The organism is Reyranella sp., assembly GCF_965228225.1.
Classification (GTDB): domain Bacteria; phylum Pseudomonadota; class Alphaproteobacteria; order Reyranellales; family Reyranellaceae; genus Reyranella.
In genome coordinates, this window is the sequence record NZ_OZ245801.1 from 3,320,580 (window position 1) to 3,337,254 (window position 16,675).

19 protein-coding genes are annotated in these 16,675 nt (G+C 67.1%); 11 read left to right on the forward strand and 8 right to left on the reverse strand.

Going from position 1 to position 16,675, the window contains the following annotated elements:
- Nucleotides 1-18 precede the first annotated feature (18 nt).
- The 3 genes from ACO07K_RS16090 to ACO07K_RS16100 are packed head-to-tail and all read left to right on the forward strand — an operon-like array spanning nucleotide 19 to nucleotide 2,877.
- Nucleotides 19-987: a TRAP transporter substrate-binding protein gene (locus ACO07K_RS16090; RefSeq protein WP_422029503.1), complete on the forward strand. Its 969-nt coding sequence runs from the start codon at nucleotides 19-21 to the stop codon at nucleotides 985-987.
- Between the two features lie 13 nt (nucleotides 988-1,000).
- Complete coding sequence (locus ACO07K_RS16095) at nucleotides 1,001-1,558, forward strand: TRAP transporter small permease (RefSeq protein WP_422029505.1); 558 nt, start codon at nucleotides 1,001-1,003, stop codon at nucleotides 1,556-1,558.
- The gene (locus tag ACO07K_RS16100; RefSeq protein ID WP_422029507.1) at nucleotides 1,558-2,877 is read left to right on the forward strand and encodes a TRAP transporter large permease; all 1,320 of its coding nucleotides are present in this window, start codon (nucleotides 1,558-1,560) and stop codon (nucleotides 2,875-2,877) included. The genes ACO07K_RS16095 and ACO07K_RS16100 overlap by 1 nt, the downstream gene beginning before the upstream one ends.
- On the opposite strand, the gene ACO07K_RS16105 is transcribed toward ACO07K_RS16100, so the two are convergent.
- Together ACO07K_RS16105 and ACO07K_RS16110 are read right to left on the reverse strand one after the other, a co-directional pair.
- Nucleotides 2,861-3,535 (reverse strand): aspartate/glutamate racemase family protein, encoded by a 675-nt coding sequence (locus ACO07K_RS16105; RefSeq protein WP_422029509.1) that lies wholly within the window; start codon nucleotides 3,533-3,535, stop codon nucleotides 2,861-2,863. The genes ACO07K_RS16100 and ACO07K_RS16105 overlap by 17 nt on opposite strands.
- A 145-nt stretch (nucleotides 3,536-3,680) precedes the next feature.
- The gene (locus ACO07K_RS16110; protein ID WP_422029511.1) at nucleotides 3,681-5,075 is read right to left on the reverse strand and encodes an amidase; all 1,395 of its coding nucleotides are present in this window, start codon (nucleotides 5,073-5,075) and stop codon (nucleotides 3,681-3,683) included.
- A gap of 119 nt (nucleotides 5,076-5,194) precedes the next feature.
- Between ACO07K_RS16110 and ACO07K_RS16115 the strand changes: the two genes are divergently transcribed.
- Complete coding sequence (locus tag ACO07K_RS16115; RefSeq protein WP_422029513.1) at nucleotides 5,195-6,502, forward strand: hemolysin family protein; 1,308 nt, start codon at nucleotides 5,195-5,197, stop codon at nucleotides 6,500-6,502.
- Between the two features lie 83 nt (nucleotides 6,503-6,585).
- Entirely contained in the window at nucleotides 6,586-7,446 is an 861-nt protein-coding gene (locus tag ACO07K_RS16120; protein WP_422029515.1) for a hypothetical protein, read from the forward strand.
- Between the two features lie 5 nt (nucleotides 7,447-7,451).
- Here the strand turns inward: ACO07K_RS16120 and ACO07K_RS16125 are convergent, their stop codons facing one another.
- On the reverse strand, nucleotides 7,452-8,516 hold the full coding sequence (locus ACO07K_RS16125; RefSeq protein WP_422029517.1) for an AbrB family transcriptional regulator: 1,065 nt from the start codon (nucleotides 8,514-8,516) through the stop codon (nucleotides 7,452-7,454).
- Between the two features lie 199 nt (nucleotides 8,517-8,715).
- Entirely contained in the window at nucleotides 8,716-9,477 is a 762-nt protein-coding gene (locus ACO07K_RS16130; protein ID WP_422029519.1) for a competence/damage-inducible protein A, read from the reverse strand.
- 112 nt (nucleotides 9,478-9,589) lie between these two features.
- On the opposite strand from ACO07K_RS16130, the gene map reads away from it, so the two are divergent.
- The gene (map, locus tag ACO07K_RS16135; protein ID WP_422029521.1) at nucleotides 9,590-10,462 is read left to right on the forward strand and encodes a type I methionyl aminopeptidase; all 873 of its coding nucleotides are present in this window, start codon (nucleotides 9,590-9,592) and stop codon (nucleotides 10,460-10,462) included.
- Nucleotides 10,463-10,479: 17 nt separating this feature from the next.
- Here the strand turns inward: map and ACO07K_RS16140 are convergent, their stop codons facing one another.
- On the reverse strand, nucleotides 10,480-11,910 hold the full coding sequence (locus ACO07K_RS16140) for a serine hydrolase domain-containing protein (RefSeq protein ID WP_422029523.1): 1,431 nt from the start codon (nucleotides 11,908-11,910) through the stop codon (nucleotides 10,480-10,482).
- A gap of 67 nt (nucleotides 11,911-11,977) precedes the next feature.
- Here ACO07K_RS16140 and radC point away from each other — a divergent pair, with 67 nt between their 5' ends.
- Complete coding sequence (radC, locus tag ACO07K_RS16145; protein ID WP_422029525.1) at nucleotides 11,978-12,952, forward strand: RadC family protein; 975 nt, start codon at nucleotides 11,978-11,980, stop codon at nucleotides 12,950-12,952.
- Between the two features lie 6 nt (nucleotides 12,953-12,958).
- On the opposite strand, the gene ACO07K_RS16150 is transcribed toward radC, so the two are convergent.
- The 3 genes from ACO07K_RS16150 to ACO07K_RS16160 all read right to left on the reverse strand — a co-directional run bounded on the left by ACO07K_RS16150 (nucleotide 12,959) and on the right by ACO07K_RS16160 (nucleotide 13,963).
- Complete coding sequence (locus ACO07K_RS16150) at nucleotides 12,959-13,264, reverse strand: ATP-binding cassette domain-containing protein (protein ID WP_422029527.1); 306 nt, start codon at nucleotides 13,262-13,264, stop codon at nucleotides 12,959-12,961.
- A complete protein-coding gene (locus tag ACO07K_RS16155) occupies nucleotides 13,182-13,484 on the reverse strand; it encodes an ATP-binding cassette domain-containing protein (protein ID WP_422029529.1) in 303 nt (100 codons plus the stop codon). Before ACO07K_RS16155 ends, ACO07K_RS16150 begins: the two co-directional genes overlap by 83 nt.
- 77 nt (nucleotides 13,485-13,561) lie before the next feature.
- Nucleotides 13,562-13,963, reverse strand: a complete 402-nt coding sequence (locus tag ACO07K_RS16160; RefSeq protein WP_422029531.1) for a response regulator — start codon at nucleotides 13,961-13,963, stop codon at nucleotides 13,562-13,564.
- Between the two features lie 243 nt (nucleotides 13,964-14,206).
- Here ACO07K_RS16160 and ACO07K_RS16165 point away from each other — a divergent pair, with 243 nt between their 5' ends.
- The 4 genes from ACO07K_RS16165 to ACO07K_RS16180 are packed head-to-tail and all read left to right on the forward strand — an operon-like array spanning nucleotide 14,207 to nucleotide 16,633.
- Entirely contained in the window at nucleotides 14,207-14,947 is a 741-nt protein-coding gene (locus tag ACO07K_RS16165) for a DUF72 domain-containing protein (RefSeq protein ID WP_422029533.1), read from the forward strand.
- 50 nt (nucleotides 14,948-14,997) lie between these two features.
- Entirely contained in the window at nucleotides 14,998-15,420 is a 423-nt protein-coding gene (locus ACO07K_RS16170) for an ArsR/SmtB family transcription factor (protein WP_422029535.1), read from the forward strand.
- Nucleotides 15,330-15,761 (forward strand): SRPBCC family protein, encoded by a 432-nt coding sequence (locus ACO07K_RS16175; protein WP_422029537.1) that lies wholly within the window; start codon nucleotides 15,330-15,332, stop codon nucleotides 15,759-15,761. Before ACO07K_RS16170 ends, ACO07K_RS16175 begins: the two co-directional genes overlap by 91 nt.
- Nucleotides 15,758-16,633 carry a transglutaminase-like domain-containing protein gene (locus ACO07K_RS16180; RefSeq protein WP_422029539.1) on the forward strand — a complete coding sequence of 292 codons (876 nt, stop codon included), beginning with the start codon at nucleotides 15,758-15,760 and terminating at the stop codon, nucleotides 16,631-16,633. The genes ACO07K_RS16175 and ACO07K_RS16180 overlap by 4 nt, the downstream gene beginning before the upstream one ends.
- Nucleotides 16,634-16,675 lie beyond the last annotated feature (42 nt).

Below are 16,675 nucleotides of genomic sequence, written 5' to 3' on the forward strand. Positions count from 1 at the left end.
TTATCGGGAGACTTAACCATGAAGCGCAGACTTCTACTCGCCACCGCCGCGACCCTGCTCGCCACGCCCGCCTTCGCCCAGACCAAGTGGGATCTGCCGGCCGCCTACCCGGCGACCAACTATCACACGGTCAACCTCCAGAAATTCGCCGATGCCGTGAAGACGAGCTCGGGCGGCAAGCTCGAAATCGTCGTCCACCCCGGCGCCTCGCTGTTCAAGGCTCCCGAGATCAAACGCGCCGTGCAGACGGGCCAGGCCCCGATCGGCGAGATCCTGGTCTCCAACTTCGAGAACGAGGATCCGGTCTACGGCGTGGACGTCGTGCCCTTCCTGGCGAGTTCCTTCCCCGAGGCCAAGAAGCTGTGGGCGGCGCAGAAGCCGGTACTGGAGAAGAAGGCTGCCGCCCAGGGCATGATGGTCCTGTTCGCGGTGCCGTGGCCGCCGCAGGGCCTCTACGCCAAGAAGGAAGTGAACTCGGTCGCCGACATGAAGGGCATGAAGTTCCGCGCCTACAATCGCGGCACCTCGCGCATCGCCGAACTGACCGGCGCGCAGCCCATCACCATCCAGGCCGCCGAACTCAGCCAGGCGCTGGCCACCGGCAAGGTCGATTCGTTCATCTCGTCGGGCGCCACCGGCGTCGATTCGAAGGTGTGGGAACAGCTGACGCACTTCTACGACACCCAGGCCTGGCTGCCGAAGAACGCCGTGCTGATGAACAAGGCCGCCTTCGACAAGCTCGATCCGGCGACCCAGAAGGCCGTGTTGGCCGAAGCCGCCAAGGCTGAGGCGCTGGGTTGGGCCGAAGCCGAGAAGCTCTCCACCGGCTTCCTGGAGACCCTCGCCAAGAACGGCATGAAGGTGCAGCCGCCCTCGCCCAAGCTGGCCGCCGAGTACAAGGAACTCGGCAAGAAACTGACCGCCGAGTGGCTCGACAAGGCCGGGCCCGACGGCAAGGCCGTGGTCGACGCCTACAACAAGAACTAGGCCGACCGCGCCCGTGCGGTCCGCACTGAAGACACTCTACGAGGTGACGGGGATCCTGGGCGGCATCTTCATGGTGCTGCTCCTGGTCTTCGTCCTCTATTCGGTCGGGCCGGGGATCGGCCTCTGGATCGAGCAGACCTTCGGCCTGCCCAACCCGATCACCTACGTGGCGCGTTCGGCCGACGAGTTCGCGGGCTACGCCATGCTCGCCTCGGCGTTCCTGGCGCTCGCTTCGACCTTCGGCCGCGGCGAGCACATCCGGGTCACCCTGTTCGTCCAGCGCCTGCAGGGAACGCCCCGGCGCCTGGCCGAAATCTGGTGCCTGGTGCTCGGCAGCCTGCTCACCGGCTATCTCGCCTGGTTCTCGATCAAGCTCTGCTGGCTGTCCTACGAAATCAACGACGTCTCGACCGGGCTGATCGTCATCCCGCTCTGGATCCCGCAGGTCGGCATGGCGGTCGGCGCCGTGGTCCTGTGCATCGCCGTCGTCGAACAGCTCGTCGTGGTCGCGACGGGCGGTCCCCTCATGCAAGAACCCTCGGGCGAGGAAGCCGCCCACCTGGAGCGCTGATGGGCAGCATCGACGCCCAGATCGCGCTGCTCGCCATCTGCGCCCTCTTCTTCCTGTTCGGCACCGGCATCTGGATCGGCATGAGCATGATCGGCGTGTCGATCGCCGTCATGTGGATGTTCGCGCCGGCCAAGCCGGCCGGCGATGCGATGGCGACCGTGGTCTTCTCCGACCTGTCGTCCTGGACACTGACGGCGCTGCCGCTCTTCATCTGGATGGGCGAGGTCCTGTTCCGAACGGCCATCTCGGAGGAGATGTTCCGTGGCCTCGCGCCCTGGATGCAGCGCCTGCCCGGCCGGCTGGTCCATACCAACATCATCGGCTGCACCATCTTCGCCGCCGTCTCGGGCTCCTCGGCCGCGACCTGCGCCACGATCGGCAAGATGACCGTGCCGGAGCTGCGCCGCCGCGGCTATCCCGACGCCATCGCCATCGGCAGTCTCTCCGGCGCCGGCACGCTCGGCCTGTTGATCCCGCCGTCGCTGATCATGATCGTGTACGGCGTGCAGGCCGAAGTTTCGATCGCCAAGCTGTTCGCGGCCGGCATCATTCCCGGCATCCTGCTGGCCGGCCTGATGATGGCCTATGTCGCCGGATGGTCGCTGCTGAACCCCACGAAGATCCCGCCGCCCGACCCCGCGATGCCGCTGCGGGAAAAGCTGCGGGAGTCGAGTTCGCTGATCCCAGTCGTGCTGCTGATCCTGCTCGTGCTGGGCTCGATCTATGCCGGCGTCGCGACCGCGACCGAATCGGCCGCCTTCGGCGTGATCGGCTCCTTCGCCATCGCCTTCTGGCAACGCCGGCTGACGCTCAGGAACTTCTGGGACAGCGTGATGGGCGCCACGCGCCTCACCTCGATGATCCTGCTGATCCTGGCCGGCGCCTCGTTCCTGAAACTTGCGATGGGCTTCACCGGCCTGCCGCGCCACCTTGCCGAGACAATTGCCGCGATGGGCCTGACGCCCGGCATGCTGATCCTGGTCCTGGCCGTCCTCTACATCATCCTGGGCTGCTTCCTCGACGGCATCTCGATGATCGTGCTGACCGCCGCGATCGTGCTGCCGATGGTCGAGCAGGCCGGCATCGACAAGATCTGGTTCGGCATCTTCATCACCATCGTCGTCGAGATGGCCCAGATCACGCCACCGGTCGGCTTCAACCTGTTCGTGCTGCAGGGCATGACCGGCAAGTCCATCTTCTGGATCGGCAAGGTCTCGCTGCCCTTCTTCCTGACGATGGTGCTGTGTCTTCTGTTGCTCTACTTCTTCCCGGGCCTCGTGAGCTTCCTGCCGGACCTGATGGTCAACGCCGCGCGCTGACCTCGCGGTAGAAGTCCTTCAGCAGGTCGAGCACGTCGAGCACGGGAAGGCCCAGCGCCTTCTGCAGTGCCGGCTTGTAAGGCGGCAGGTTGGTGCACTCGAGCACCACCGTATCGACCTCGGGATGCCGGGCCACGAGGTCACGTCCCGCAGCCACCACTTCGCGCTCGACGGCTTCGCGATCGAGCGTCAGCCCGTTGTGCAGGAAGGTGGCCGCAAAGGAACTGTCCTCGGGCAGCCCGACCATGGGCGTATCGCCGGGCGCGCCGACCGCCTCGAAATGCCCTGGCGTCAGGTTCTTCGCCGAGGCGGTGATCACGCCGACCTTGCGATCCTTCAGGTCCCTGATGTGGAGCAGAGCCGAGGTCGCCACCGGCACCGGCGACACCGCGCCGAGATCGTCCTGATAGAGCGCCAGGAAGCCGCAGCTCGTGCCGAGACCGACCGCACCCTCTGCCGCCAGCGCCTCGGCATTCGCCTTCAGCGCTGCCAGCACGCGGGGCCGGTCGGGATGCGCCGCCACCGCATCGGCCGATCCAATCCCTTCCATCGTCCGGAAAATCACCGGGAAATCGTACGACGCCGCATTCCCGACATCCCCCACGATCCGCGGAAACCGCGTATCGAGCATCAGGATTCCGAGGGGGGCCTGCTTCACGGCGAACCACCCCCGCCCTCATCCTGAGGAGAATCGCAAAGCGATGCGTCTCGAACGATGGGCAACAGACGCGGTGCGGATCCCCACCCTTCGAGACGCGGCCTACGGCCGCTCCTCAGGGGGAGGTGGTTGTTGTTGCAGGCAATCACGACGCCGGCGGCTCGGGCCACTTCTTCTGCTCGCCGCGCGCCGTCTCGAACCAACGCGATAGGCGCATCACGCCCGAATCGTCGAAGCGGCGTCCGGAGATCTGGAGGCCGATCGGCTTGCCTTCCTTGGTGTAGGCACAGTTGATCGACGCGGCCGGCTGTTCGCTCATGTTGTAGGGCATGGTGAAGGAGATGTGCTCCAGCGGGCGGTTGACGTCGTTGGTCGGCGTCTCCCACTCGGCGCGGTACGTCGGCACGGGCGAGACCGGCGACAGGACGAAGTCGAAGGCCTGGGTCGCGCGCACGGTGGCGGCGCGGATCGCCATGTAGTTGTTCACGCCGCGGATCACGTCGCTGCCCGAAACGTCGGCGCCGCCGCGGCACCAGTCGGCGATGAAGGCCAGCACCTTGGCCTGCTTCGCATGAGAGAGCGCGGAGAAATCGACCCAGCTGCGCACCCGCCAGAACAGATCCTGCAGATGCAGCATCTCGGGCGACAGGAACGGCGCGACCGGTTCGATATGGGCGCCTGCGTCGGCGAACAGCTTGGCGGCGGCCTCGATCGCCTCCTTGACCTCGGGATCGACCGGCAGGCCGGAGCCCGCGTCGAGATGCAGCCCGATCTTCAGCCCCTTGGGCGACAGCGGCCCGGCGGCCCAGTCGATATCCGCCGGCGGCAGGTTCATGTGGTCGCGCACGTCGGGCTTGGACAGCTCGGCCATCAGCAGAGCCGCATCGCCCACGCTGCGCGTCATCGGTCCGATGGCGCGGCCGAAGAACGGCGGATCGACGGCGATCCGGCCGAGGCTGGGTTTCAGGGTGAAGATGCCGTTCCAGCTCGCCGGCAGGCGGACCGAGCCGCCGATGTCGGTGCCGAGATGCAGCGGGCCGTAGCCCGCCGCCGCCGCGGCCCCCGCGCCGGCGCTGGAGCCGCCGGGATTCCAGGCGAGATTCCACGGGTTGCGTGTCAGCGGATGGAAGGAGCTGCGGCCCGAGGACAGCATGCCGTAGTCGGGCATCGTGGTCTTGGAGAGGATGACCGCCCCCGCTTCGCGTACGCGCGCCGAGGCGGGCGCGTCGTCGACCGCCGGCACGAGGTCGGTCGCCGCCGTGCCGAGCGGCACCGGCACGCCCTTGGTGGCGATATTCTCCTTGATGGTGATGGGCACCCCGTCGAGCGCGCCCTGAGGCGTGCCTTTCTGCCAGCGCGCCTCGGAGGCCTTCGCGGCTTTTCGCGCGCCCTCGAAATCGGGGGCGTAGAGCGCCTTCAGCCTGGGCTCCCAGGCTTCGATCCGGGCGATCACGGCGTCGACGGCCTCGACGGGCGACAGCGACTTGGATTTGTAGGCGGCGAGCAACTCGCCGGCGGTCATGTCATGCAAAGCGGTCATGGAGCGAACGTACACGATTTCGAATGAGGGGTTTCGGGGCGATTTCCCGCACACGGTCTTGCAAAACCCGCGCCCCGGGCCGCCTTCGTTCCGGCGCGAATCGCAGATAGACTGAAGCGATGGTCTATATCGAGCTGCTGATCGCCCTCGTCCTCATCCTCATCAACGGTGTCCTGGCAATGTCGGAACTTGCCGTCGTCTCGGCGCGCCGGGGCCGGCTGAAGGCCATGGCCGAGGGCGGCTCGCGCGGCGCCACGGCAGCGCTCCGCCTGGCCGACGATCCGGGTCGCTTCCTCTCGACGGTGCAGATCGGCATCACCCTGGTCGGCATCCTGGCCGGCGCCTTCTCCGGGGCCACGCTGGGCGGCCGGCTGACCACGGTGCTGGTCGACTCCGGCATGCCCCTGCGTTTCGCCGAACCGCTGGCCTATGGCGGCGTCGTCGCCCTCATCACCTATCTGTCGCTGATCGTCGGCGAGCTGGTGCCCAAACAGATCGCGCTGCGTAACGCCGAAGCCGTCGCCGCGACGGTGGCGCCCGGCATGACGATGCTGGCGCGCATCTCCGCCCCGGTCGTGTGGCTGCTCGACTTCTCGGGCAAGGCGATCCTGCGTCTGCTGGGCGGGCGGCAGAGCGCCGACGCCGCGGTGACGGCCGAGGAGATCAAGGCGCTGATCGCCGACGGCGAATCCTCGGGCGTCATCGAGCCGCGCGAGCGCGGCATGATCAGCGCCGTCATGCGGCTCGGAGACCGGCCCGCCCGGGCCATCATGACGCCGCGACACGATCTCGACATCGTCGACCTGTCGCTCGAGCCGCAGGCCCTGCTGCAGACCGTCCAGTCGAGCGTCCACTCCCGCCTGCTGGCCTGGGACCCGGCCGCGAACCACGCCGCCGGCGTCGTCCGCAAGAACGACCTGCTGGATGCCTTCATCCGCGACGGTACTGCCGATCCGCGTGCCCTCGTCAGGCCCGCGCCCATAGTCCCCGATACGATGGACGGGTTCGATGTGCTCGACACACTGAAGAACTCACCCGCTCACATGGTCCTGGTGCAGGACGAGTATGGCGAGCTTCTGGGCATCGTCACGACCGCCGACATCCTGGAAGCGATCGTCGGGGCCTTCCAGACCGACGAGGGTCCGGCCGAGCCCGAGGCGACTGAACGCGACGACGGGTCGTGGCTGGTGGCGGGCAGCATGCCGGCCGACGAGCTCATCGAACTCCTGGGCATCCCCATCAAACGCACCGCCGACTTCCACACCGTCGCCGGCATGGTGCTGGCCGCCATGCGCCGCCTGCCCAAGGAAGGCGATTCCGTCGTCGTCGGCGGCTGGCGCTTCGAGGTCCTCGACATGGACGGCCGCCGCATCGACAAGCTTCTGGCGACCCGCACGAAGACGGTGCATCGGGCGGCGAATACATGAGGGGTCGTGTCGGTCGCTCGGGAGCGCGAGGCTGCTCAAGCGGTAGAGTTGGAGCCATGATCTCTCGATCACTTGGTCTTGCGATGGGCCTGCTGTTCTCTCCGGGCGCCGCCCAGGCAAGCGATTGCAGCATGAAGGTGAGTGTCCCGTGGGAAACCGCCGGACCGGGCTATTCGGGAGACGTCCTCGTACGCGGGCCGAGCTGCGCCGATGCGGTCGTGTTGTTCGTCGCGCGTCGGCCGGGAGGTGAGCCGAAGTTCGATGAGGCCCCGGACAAGGCCTTACCGGGCAATGCCCCCATTGGACTGGAGATCACGCCCGTCGCCAATGTTCCCGCGCTCGCCAATGCGGGCGATGGGGCCGCGATGACGAAGGCTCTGCCCGCCGCGCTCGGCGCGTGGTTGCGGGCGCAGGCGATGCCGCGGAAGCCGACGAACCGGGCCGCCCTGATCGCGGCGGGGCCAACGAAGGGCGATTGCAGCGTGTCGGACACGCTGCCCTGGACGGCGGCGGGACGCGGCTATGTCATCGAGGTTTTTTCCGATGGCACCGACTGCATCAATGCCGCGACCGCGCTCGTGATCCGGGCGCCGGACGGCCGTCCGCTCTACAGCGCCGCCACGCCGGGCTTCATCGTCGAGATCTATCATTCCGCTCTCGGGACGCGGGCGGACATGAAGAAGGCGCTGGCCGGCATCGAGACGAGGACGCAGGACACGACCGGGAAACTGCCGGCATGGCCCGATGGCCTGACCGAACGCGAAATCACCCAGGGCGACTTCACGACAACCGTCGCCGAACCCTTCGACCGAACCTCCTGGAACGCGCTGCGCGAAGCCCAGCGGCCGATGCTCGCGGTCGATCCCGGCATCGAATCCGTGAGCTTGGTGGTTCTGATGCCGGATGGCCGGGTCGTCGAGATCGGACGCAGTCGGCAGAACTGAAGCCGTCAGCCCTTGCCGAGGTCGCCGATCCGGTCGGCGATGATCTTGGTCAGGTAAGGCGCCACGAACAGCACGACGAGCAGCCGGACCGTCTGCATGGCCATCACGAACGACACGTCGACGTCGGTCGAGGCCGCGATGATGGCGATGGAATCGGCACCGCCGGGGCTGGTGGCGAGATAGGCGGTGAGCGGATCGATGCCGGCCGCGAACACCATGAAGGCCGCGACGCCGCCGCACAGCGCCAGCATGGCGAAGATGCACAGGAGAATGCCGGGAAGCTGGCGCAGCACATGGACCAGTAGCGCGCGCGTGAAGCGCAGGCCGACGTTCCAGCCGACCAGCGCATAGCAGCCGGCGAGCAGCCAGGTCGGCAGCTCGAGCCGCAGCCAGCCCATATGCGTGAGCACGATGCCGCCGACCAACGGCACCAGGAAGGCGCCGGCCGGGATACTGAGCCGCCGCGCCAGCCATGAGCCCACGCCGGCCAACGCCAGGGTCTCGAGCAGCGGCACCCAGGCGACCTCGGGGAACCACACGATCGCGTCCGGCGCGTGCTGGGAGGCCCCGCCGAAGTAACGCGCCACCCCGGCCGCGACGGCCGCCACCATGACGACGCGCAGATACTGCATGAAGGCCACCATGCGCATGTCCGCGCCATAGGCCTCCGCCATGTAGGTCATCACCGAGGCGGCGCCGGGGCTCACGCCCCACAGCGCCGTCGTCCCGGGCAGCATCTGCCAGCGCGTCATCTGCCAGCCCACCCAGGTGCTGGCGGCGACGACCGATACGACACCGACCGTGAACAGCGCCCAGTGCCCGAGGATGTCGCCCACGATCGTGAGCGGCACCATCTTGGCGATCATGCTGCCGACGATGCCCTGCGCGACCGCGAAGACCGGCACGGGATAGGTCACCTTGCCGCCCCACGAGGCGAAGGCGACACCGGCGAGCAGCGGTCCCAGCATCAGCGCCGCCGGGGCGTGCAGCCACAGCATCAACGCCGTCACCGGAACCGTGAGAGCGATCAGCGCGGACCATGAGGTGAGGTGTCGGCCGACGCCTGTCATGCGCTGGGCCGTCTTTGAGAAGAGACAAAAAGCCCGTCGTCCTGAGCGAAGCCGCCCGCAGGGCGGCGCAGTCGAAGGACCTCTTTTCCGACGCACGATTCGTCGAAGCGAAAAGAGGTCCTTCGACTGCGCGCCTTCGGCGCTCCGCTCAGGACGACGGGATTTGTCGCTCTCCTCGGTCGAAGGAGCGTCAGTTGCGTCAGGTCAGAAATTCCTCGGCCTCGCCGTTCATGTCGCGGAGGGTCGACATCAGCTCGGCCACCGCTGCGACGAGCCTTGCATCATCCGTGCCGCGCAGGACCAGCGAGACGCTGGGCTTGCCGTTGCGGAAGGCCGGGTAGGATCCGATGTCGAGATCCTCGTAACGCTTCTGCAGCGCGCCCAGCGGTTCGGCGATGATGCCTTCGGCCAGGTTGGTTCGCACGGTACGTGAAAGCACCGGGGTGCCGCCGACCAGCCGGTGCTTCATCGACTGGAACATCGCCTCGGCGACCTTGGGGATGCCGGCGAAGGTGAAGACGTTCTCCATTTGGAAACCTGGCGCCACGGACACGGGGTTATCGACCAGCACGCCACCGTGCGGGACGCGCGCCATGCGCCGCCGCGCCGGCGTGAACAGCGCCGGATCGCCGTAGTGCCGGGTCATGCGGGCGACCGCCTCGGGATGCTCGGAGATGCCGACGCCGAACGCCTTGGCAATGCAGTCCGCGGTGATGTCGTCATGGGTCGGGCCGATCCCGCCGGTGGTGAAGACGTAGTCGAACTTGGCGCGCACCTCGTTGAGGGTCGGCACCACGGTCGCTTCGATGTCGGGAATGACCCTGGCCTCCGTGACCCGGACGCCGAGCTTGCCCAGTTCGGTGGCGAGATACTGGATGTTGGAATCGCGGGTGCGGCCGCTCAGGATCTCGTTGCCGATCACGAGGATGCAGGCGGTGACGATTTTTGCCGGGTCTGACATGCAATGCCTGCGTAATTATCGTTTGGTTTCAGGACCCTATCGGACCCCGGCCGGCGGGCCAAGCCGCGGTCCCGCCCTTGTTACTGCCGGTATCGCATGCCAAATAAGGCGGATGACCAATTCACGCGAAATCGTCGACGACAGTGCCGACTATTGGCGCCGCGACGAGCGCACCATCAAGCTGCATGGACCCGAAGGGTTCGCCGGCATGCGCAAGGCCGGCCGGCTGGCCGCCGAGACCCTCGACTTCATCACGCCCCACGTCCAGCCGGGCGTCACGACGGACGAGCTCGACCGGCTCTGCCACGAGTACATCCTGGACCACAAGGCGATCCCGGCCCCGCTGAACTATCGCGGCTTCCCGAAGTCGATCTGCACCTCGATCAACCACGTGGTGTGCCACGGCATCCCGTCGGACAAGCGGCTGCAGAACGGCGACATCGTCAATATCGACGTCACCGTGATCCTCGACGGCTGGTACGGCGACACCAGCCGCATGTATTACGCGGGCGATGTCGGCGTGAAGGCCAAGCGGCTGTGCGACGTCACCTACGAGGCGATGATGCGCGGCATTGCGGCGGCCAAGCCCGGCGGCCATGTCGGCGACATCGGCTTTGCCATCCAGTCCTATGTCGAGGCGCAGCGCTTCTCGGTCGTACGCGACTTCTCGGGCCACGGACTCGGCCGCATCTTCCACGACGCGCCGAACATCCTGCACTACGGCAAAAAGGGCACCGGCCCGGTGCTGAAGCCCGGCATGTTCTTCACCGTCGAGCCGATGGTGAATGCCGGCACGTGGCAGGTGAAGGTGCTGAGCGACGGCTGGACCGCGGTGACCCGCGACAAGCAGCTCTCCGCCCAGTTCGAGCACTCGGTCGGCATCACCGAGACCGGCGTCGAGTTTTTCACCCTGTCGCCCCGGGAACTGGCCAAGCCGCCCTACGATCTGGCCGAGACGAAGCCCCTGCAGGCGACGCCGGCGTAATCAGACGGTTTCCATCGTCAGGCGTCGACGGCCGACAGGACCAGTTTCTGGATCCCTGAATCGGCTTCGGGCGACAAGGTAACGGTGCCGTTCAGACGGCCATTCCCACAGGCCAGGACGAAGCGGCCCGCGAGCGCATGGATCGGCTCGATTCGCGCGAGACTTCCCGCACCCAGACGCTGCTTCAGCGACGCGAGCTCGGTGTCGCGCAGCGGTGCCGGCGTATCCAGCAGGAAATTCACCGCGAACGGCCGATCGCCGCCCTCGATGCGACCCGAAGCATAGGCTGCAACGACCGCGTTCACCGCGCGCAGCAGCGCGGGCGAAGGGTCCGCGAGGGCGCGCGGCGGCGAAGCGGCGTGCAGCCTCTCGGCGACGTCGAGCGTGAGGCGCGACATCGGCGCATAGGTGCGATTGCCGAAGGCGAAGACGCCCCAGCCGCGCGTCGGCAGCATCAGCACATGCGAGCCGTAGCCCGGCAGGCCGCCGGCATGATGGATGCGCATGCCGAGCAGCGCGTCGGCCGTATGGGTGAGTCCGTAACCATAGGCGCTGGGCTGTCCCGCGCGGGCGCCGGGGGCGGCATCAGGCACGAAGGGCGGCGCGTGCCACAGCACCATCTCGCGCACGCTCGACCGGCGGACCGGGCCGGACTCGGGCTCGTCGCGTGCCGGCCAGGCGCCCAGCAGGAAGGATACATAACGCGCATAGTCCGGGACGGTGGTCGCGAGGCCGCCCATGGCGCCGACCTCGCCGTCCGGCTCGATGCGCTCGCGCGACCAGGTCTCGCCGTCCAGCCGGTAGCCGAAGGCATAGTCCCCGCGCGCAGCGGCGGCGGGGGCATCGAACGTCGTGTGCGCCATGCCCAGCGGCTCGAGGAAGGTGCGGCGCATATAGGCTTGGTAGGGCTCGCCGCTCACGTTGGTCAGCACGCGCCCCAGCAGCGCGTAGCCCAGGTTGCTGTACTCGAAGGCAAGGCCCGGCGGGCGGGCGAACAAGTGACCCGTCGCAATCACCGTGTCGAGTTCCGCCGGTGTCATCCCCAGAACCCGGTCGCCCCACGGATCGTCGGTCACGAAGCCCGCGGTGTGGGTGAGCAGGTGGCGCACGGTGACCGGCGCGCTGTCGAGCGTCGCCGGTTTCACCGCCGCGAACTGCGGCAGGTAGTGGGCCAGCGGCGCGTCGATCTGCAGCCATCCGCGGTCGCGCAACGACAGGATAGCCAGCGCCGTCATGTTCTTGGTCATCGACGCGATGCGGAAGGCGGTCCCGACCTCAACGCGCCGTCCGGCCTCCCGGTCGGCCAGGCCGACCGTCGTCGCATGGACGAGGCGCCCCTCCTGTACGATCCCCAGGGCAAGGCCCGGAATTCGTTCCTGTTCGGCGAAGGCGGCAGAGGCCGCGTCGATCTCGGCGAGCACGGTCGCCGGGTACTCTGAGTCGGACATGGGGGCATCGTATCACAACGACCAACCGCCGCGATTTTGCCTTGCTCACCCGGCAAGGTTGCGCGGCATGGCAAAGAGTCGCCCACACCTCAAGCCCGCTGAGCCGCCCCCTCCCGCAACGGCTCCCGACGATGCGGCTTTGTTGACGCTGCTGGCCCAGGGTCTCCGGCTGCAATCGTCCGAAGGCCTGTGGCGGGTGAGCGGCAACACCCTGCCCCACCGCATCCTGCTGCGCGAAGCCGGCGGGACCTGGAACCGGCTCGACCAGTGCTGGGACTTCGCCGGCGAGGACCCCACGACCCGGCTGGCCGCGGCGCTCGAGGCAGCGCCCGCGGCCACGACCGGCCACAACAGCGGCGAGCCGGCCCCGCCCAAGCCGCACTATCACGGCCATCGCAGCCGGGTACGCGAGCGCGTGCTGAAAGCCGGCGTCGAGCCGCTGGCCGACTACGAGCTGCTGGAGCTGCTGCTCTTCTATTCGATCGAGCGGATCGACACCAAGCCGATGGCCAAGGCGCTGCTGGAGCGGTTCGGCACCTTGGGCGACGTGTTCGCCGCCGAGCCGGCGCAGCTGCGCGAGTTCGAGATCGACCAGCGCACGCTGGTCCACTTCAAGGCGATGCGCGAGGTCGGGCGGCGACTGGCCGAGCGCAAGGTCAAGGACATGCCGGTGCTGACCAACTGGCAGCAGCTCATCGACTATTGCCACGCGGCCCTCGCCCACGAGAAGACCGAGCAGTTCCGCATCCTGTTCCTCGACCGCAAGAACGTGCTGATCGCCGACGAGGTGCAGCAGCGCGGTACCATCGATCACACGCCGGTCTACCCGCGCGAGGTGGTGAAGCGGGCGCTGGCATTGAATGCAGCCGCCCTGATCCTCGTCCACAATCATCCCAGTGGCGATCCCAAGCCCAGCCGCGACGACATCGAGATGACGCGCGAGATCAAGACGGCGTCGGAAGCTCTGGGCATCACGATCCATGACCACCTGGTGATCGGCCGCAAGGGCCACGCCAGCTTCAGGAGCCTGGGGCTGCTCTAGTCGAGATCATGCCGTTTGCCGCCGTGCCAAGGCGGCAAAGGCACCGTTCCGCTGCACCAGGTCGGCGTAGGCGCCCTCCTCCACGACCCGACCAGCCTCTAGCACATAGATCCGGTCGGCGGCCTCGACCGTCGACAGGCGGTGGGCAATCACGATGCGTGTCGCATCGAGACCGGCCAGGCGCTCGCTGACGATCTGCTGGCTGCGATTGTCGAGCGCGCTGCTCGCCTCATCGAACAGGATCAGCCGCGGTCGCCTCACCACCGCACGCGCGATGAGCAGACGCTGGCGCTGGCCTCCCGATAGCAACATGGCGTTCTCGCCCGCAAACGTGTGCATTCCCATCGGCATTTGGCGAATGTTGCTCGAACAAGACGGAACCACTGGCCGGCCTCTCGAACCCGAGCATAAGACGGAGCAGAGACGACTTTCCGGCACCCGAGGAGCCGACGATGGCGATGAACTCACCGGGCCGCGCCCTCAGACTCACGCCGTTGAGGATCGTGTGACCATCGGCGTCGTAACGGAACACGACGTTAAGTGAAAGGCTGGCGGATGCGCGGAGTCGGCCCGTCCATTCTCCGACGAATGTGCGCTCGAGAGCCGACGTTACGAACCCGGAATCACCAGCGCCGACACCGGCGACAGGAGCCGGTCCAGGTCTTCCTGACGGAAGGGTTTCATGAGGACCGGGAGGCCGGCCATCTTACTGTCGGCCGGGAACCAATGGGTGAGGGTCTTCGACGTCAGGATCACCCGTGCCTCCGGCCGGCTGGCCGTGACCCAACGCGCGAGGGCCGAACCGTCGCTCACACCCGACCAATCGATATCGGTCACGACGTAATCGAAGGGCCGTTCGTGAGCGGCCCGGATAGACGCCCCGCCATGCTCCGACTCGAGGATAATGAATCCGTTTCGTCGCAAATGGTCCAGCAGGGCAACCCGGGCTGTCGGATCACTCTCGACAACGAGAATCGACAGGCCCGACGCGCCTGCATCACCTGATTCCATCCTACCCACCCCAATCCCAAGACCCACGGCTTCCCACGGCCGAAGTCTATATACGCAAAGGAGCGGCTCTCGGTTCATCCGCGGCAACCGCAGATCGGAACGGGCGAATTTTTCCTACTCTGCTGCGGGTTCCTTCGGACCCTTCGCCGCCCCTTTCGGGACCCGGCCAGCGGCAGCCAGTCCAGGGGCAAGGTCGACCCGGCGACTCGCCCCCCACTGCCCCTTTCGCGCTATACTTCCTTCATGACTGGAAAAATTCTTGTCGGCATCGGCGGCTGGACCTTCGAGCCTTGGCGCGGTGTTTTCTATCCCGATGACCTGACGCAGAAGCGCGAGCTGGAATATGCCAGCCGTCAGCTCACCTCGATCGAGATCAACGGTACCTACTATTCGAGCTTCAAGCCGGCGAGCTGGGCCAAGTGGCGCGACGAGACGCCGGACGGCTTCGTGTTCGCGGTGAAGGCGTCGCGCTTCTGCACCAACCGGAAGGTGCTGGCGGATGCCGGCGAATCGGTGCAGCGCTTCGTCAGCCAGGGACTGGTCGAACTCAAGGATCGCCTCGGCCCGATCAACTGGCAGTTCATGGGGACCAAGAAGTTCGATCCAGAGGACTTCGAGGCCTTCCTGAAGCTGCTGCCGCGCGAGGTCGGCAAGCTGCCGCTGCGACACGCGCTGGAAGTGCGGCACGACAGCTTCAAGGACGAGCGCTTCCACGATCTCGCGCGCAAATACAAGGCGGCGATCGTCTACGCCCACGACAAGGATTTCCCCGAGATCGACGAGCCGACTGCCGACTTCACCTACGCCCGCCTCATGCAGGCCGACGAGAAGGTGAAGACCGGCTACAAGCCGGTCGAGATCGACAAGTGGGCCAAGCGCGCCGAGGCATGGGCGAAGAAGGGTGACGCCTTCATCTACTTCATCTCCGGCGCCAAGGTCCGCAATCCCGCGGCCGCCCAGGCGCTGATCAAGAAGCTCGGCTAACGGCCGCCGCCGCTTGACTCGCAGGAGGTCGGCGCCTAACTGTTAACTCTATGGTTAACAATCAAAGCGCCCCCCTCGACCGTACCTTCGCCGCCCTCGCCGATCCGACGCGACGGGCGCTCCTGGCCCGTCTCGATGCGGAGGAAGCCGTCACTGTCAGCGAGCTGGCGCGACCGTTCCCGGTCTCGCTGCCGGCGATCATGAAGCATCTCGACGTGCTCTCCGAGGCTGGCCTGATCGTGCGGTCCAAGTCGGGCCGCACCGTCACCTGTCAGCTCAAGGCGGAGCCGATGGAGCAGGCGATGAACTGGCTCGCCCACTATCAGCGCTACTGGACGCAACAGCTCGACCGCCTCGCCGCCTTTCTGGAGGAAGACGACAAATGGCCAGCAAGCCCAGCCTCGCCCTCAAGCGCCGCCTCAACGCCCCGCCCGAAAAAGTCTACGAAGCCTGGACGCAGCCCGAAAAAATGATCCGCTGGTGGGGCATCACCGGCCATCACCGTACGCCCATCGCCGAGACCGATCTGCGGGTCGGCGGCGGCTTCCGCGTTCAGTTCTGGACGCCGGACGACGAGCATCACAGCGTGAGCGGCATCTATCGCGAGATCGTGCCGCCGACCAGACTGGTCTTCTCCTGGGCCTGGCAGAGCGCCCCGGAGCGCGAGTCGCAGGTCACGATCGACCTGAAGCCGGACGAAGGCGGCACGATCCTCACCCTGACCCACGAGCAGTTCTTCGACGAGGAGGCGCGCGACGGCCATCGCGGCGGCTGGAGCATGGCGCTCGACAAGCTGGAAGAGCTGTTCGCGTGAACTCCGCGCCCTTTCGCGCGCCTGTCGCTCTGAGCGACGCCGGCCTGTGGGCGCTGCAGTTCGCTGCGTTGCCCGGCGATGTCGCCGGGCTCGCGAAGGTGCTGCAGGGACTGCTCATCCACGAGCATATGGCGGACGACTACGGCATCGCCCTCTCGGACCGTCAGCGCGGCGAGCCGCATGTGCGCGGTGCCGGGGACATCCTGGAACGGATCGCGATCCAGGACGCGCGGCCCCTGTGGCAGTCCCGCCCACCCGGCGAGCGTTTCGCAGGTTGCTGCCGCCACTATGCGCTGCTGCTCGTCGCGATGTTCAGGAGCAAGGGGGTCGCGGCCCGGGCGCGCTGCGGCTTCGGCGCCTACTTCGCGAAGGACAGGTTCGTCGACCACTGGGTAACGGAGTATTTCGACGCGGCACAGGGGCGTTGGGTGCTGGCCGACGCCCAGATCGACGACCGGCAGCGCGCTTTGTTCGGCATCGACTTCGACACGCTGGACGTGCCGCGCAACAGCTTCCTGGTGGCGGGCGATGCCTGGCGGCTGTGCCGCGACGGCCAGGCCGATCCGCGGGACTTCGGGGTGCTGGACATGGCCGGCCTGTGGTTCATCGCCAGCAACGTCATTCGCGACGTGGCGGCGCTCAACAACCGCGAGATGCTGCCCTGGGACGTCTGGGGCGGCATGACCCTGGTCGACAGTGAGATCGATCCCGCCTTCATCGACGGGTTGGCCCGCCTGACGCTCGAGCCCGACAGGCACCTGGTGGAGATACGGACGGCCTATGACGACCCGCGCATCGCCGTGCCGCCCACCGTGTTCAACGCCGTCCTCGGCCGTCCGGAAGCGGTTTCCCCGTCCGGCCATTCGGCCTAAGCTGGATGGGTCTGACCGGAGCTTCCAGAACCGAAGGAGGCA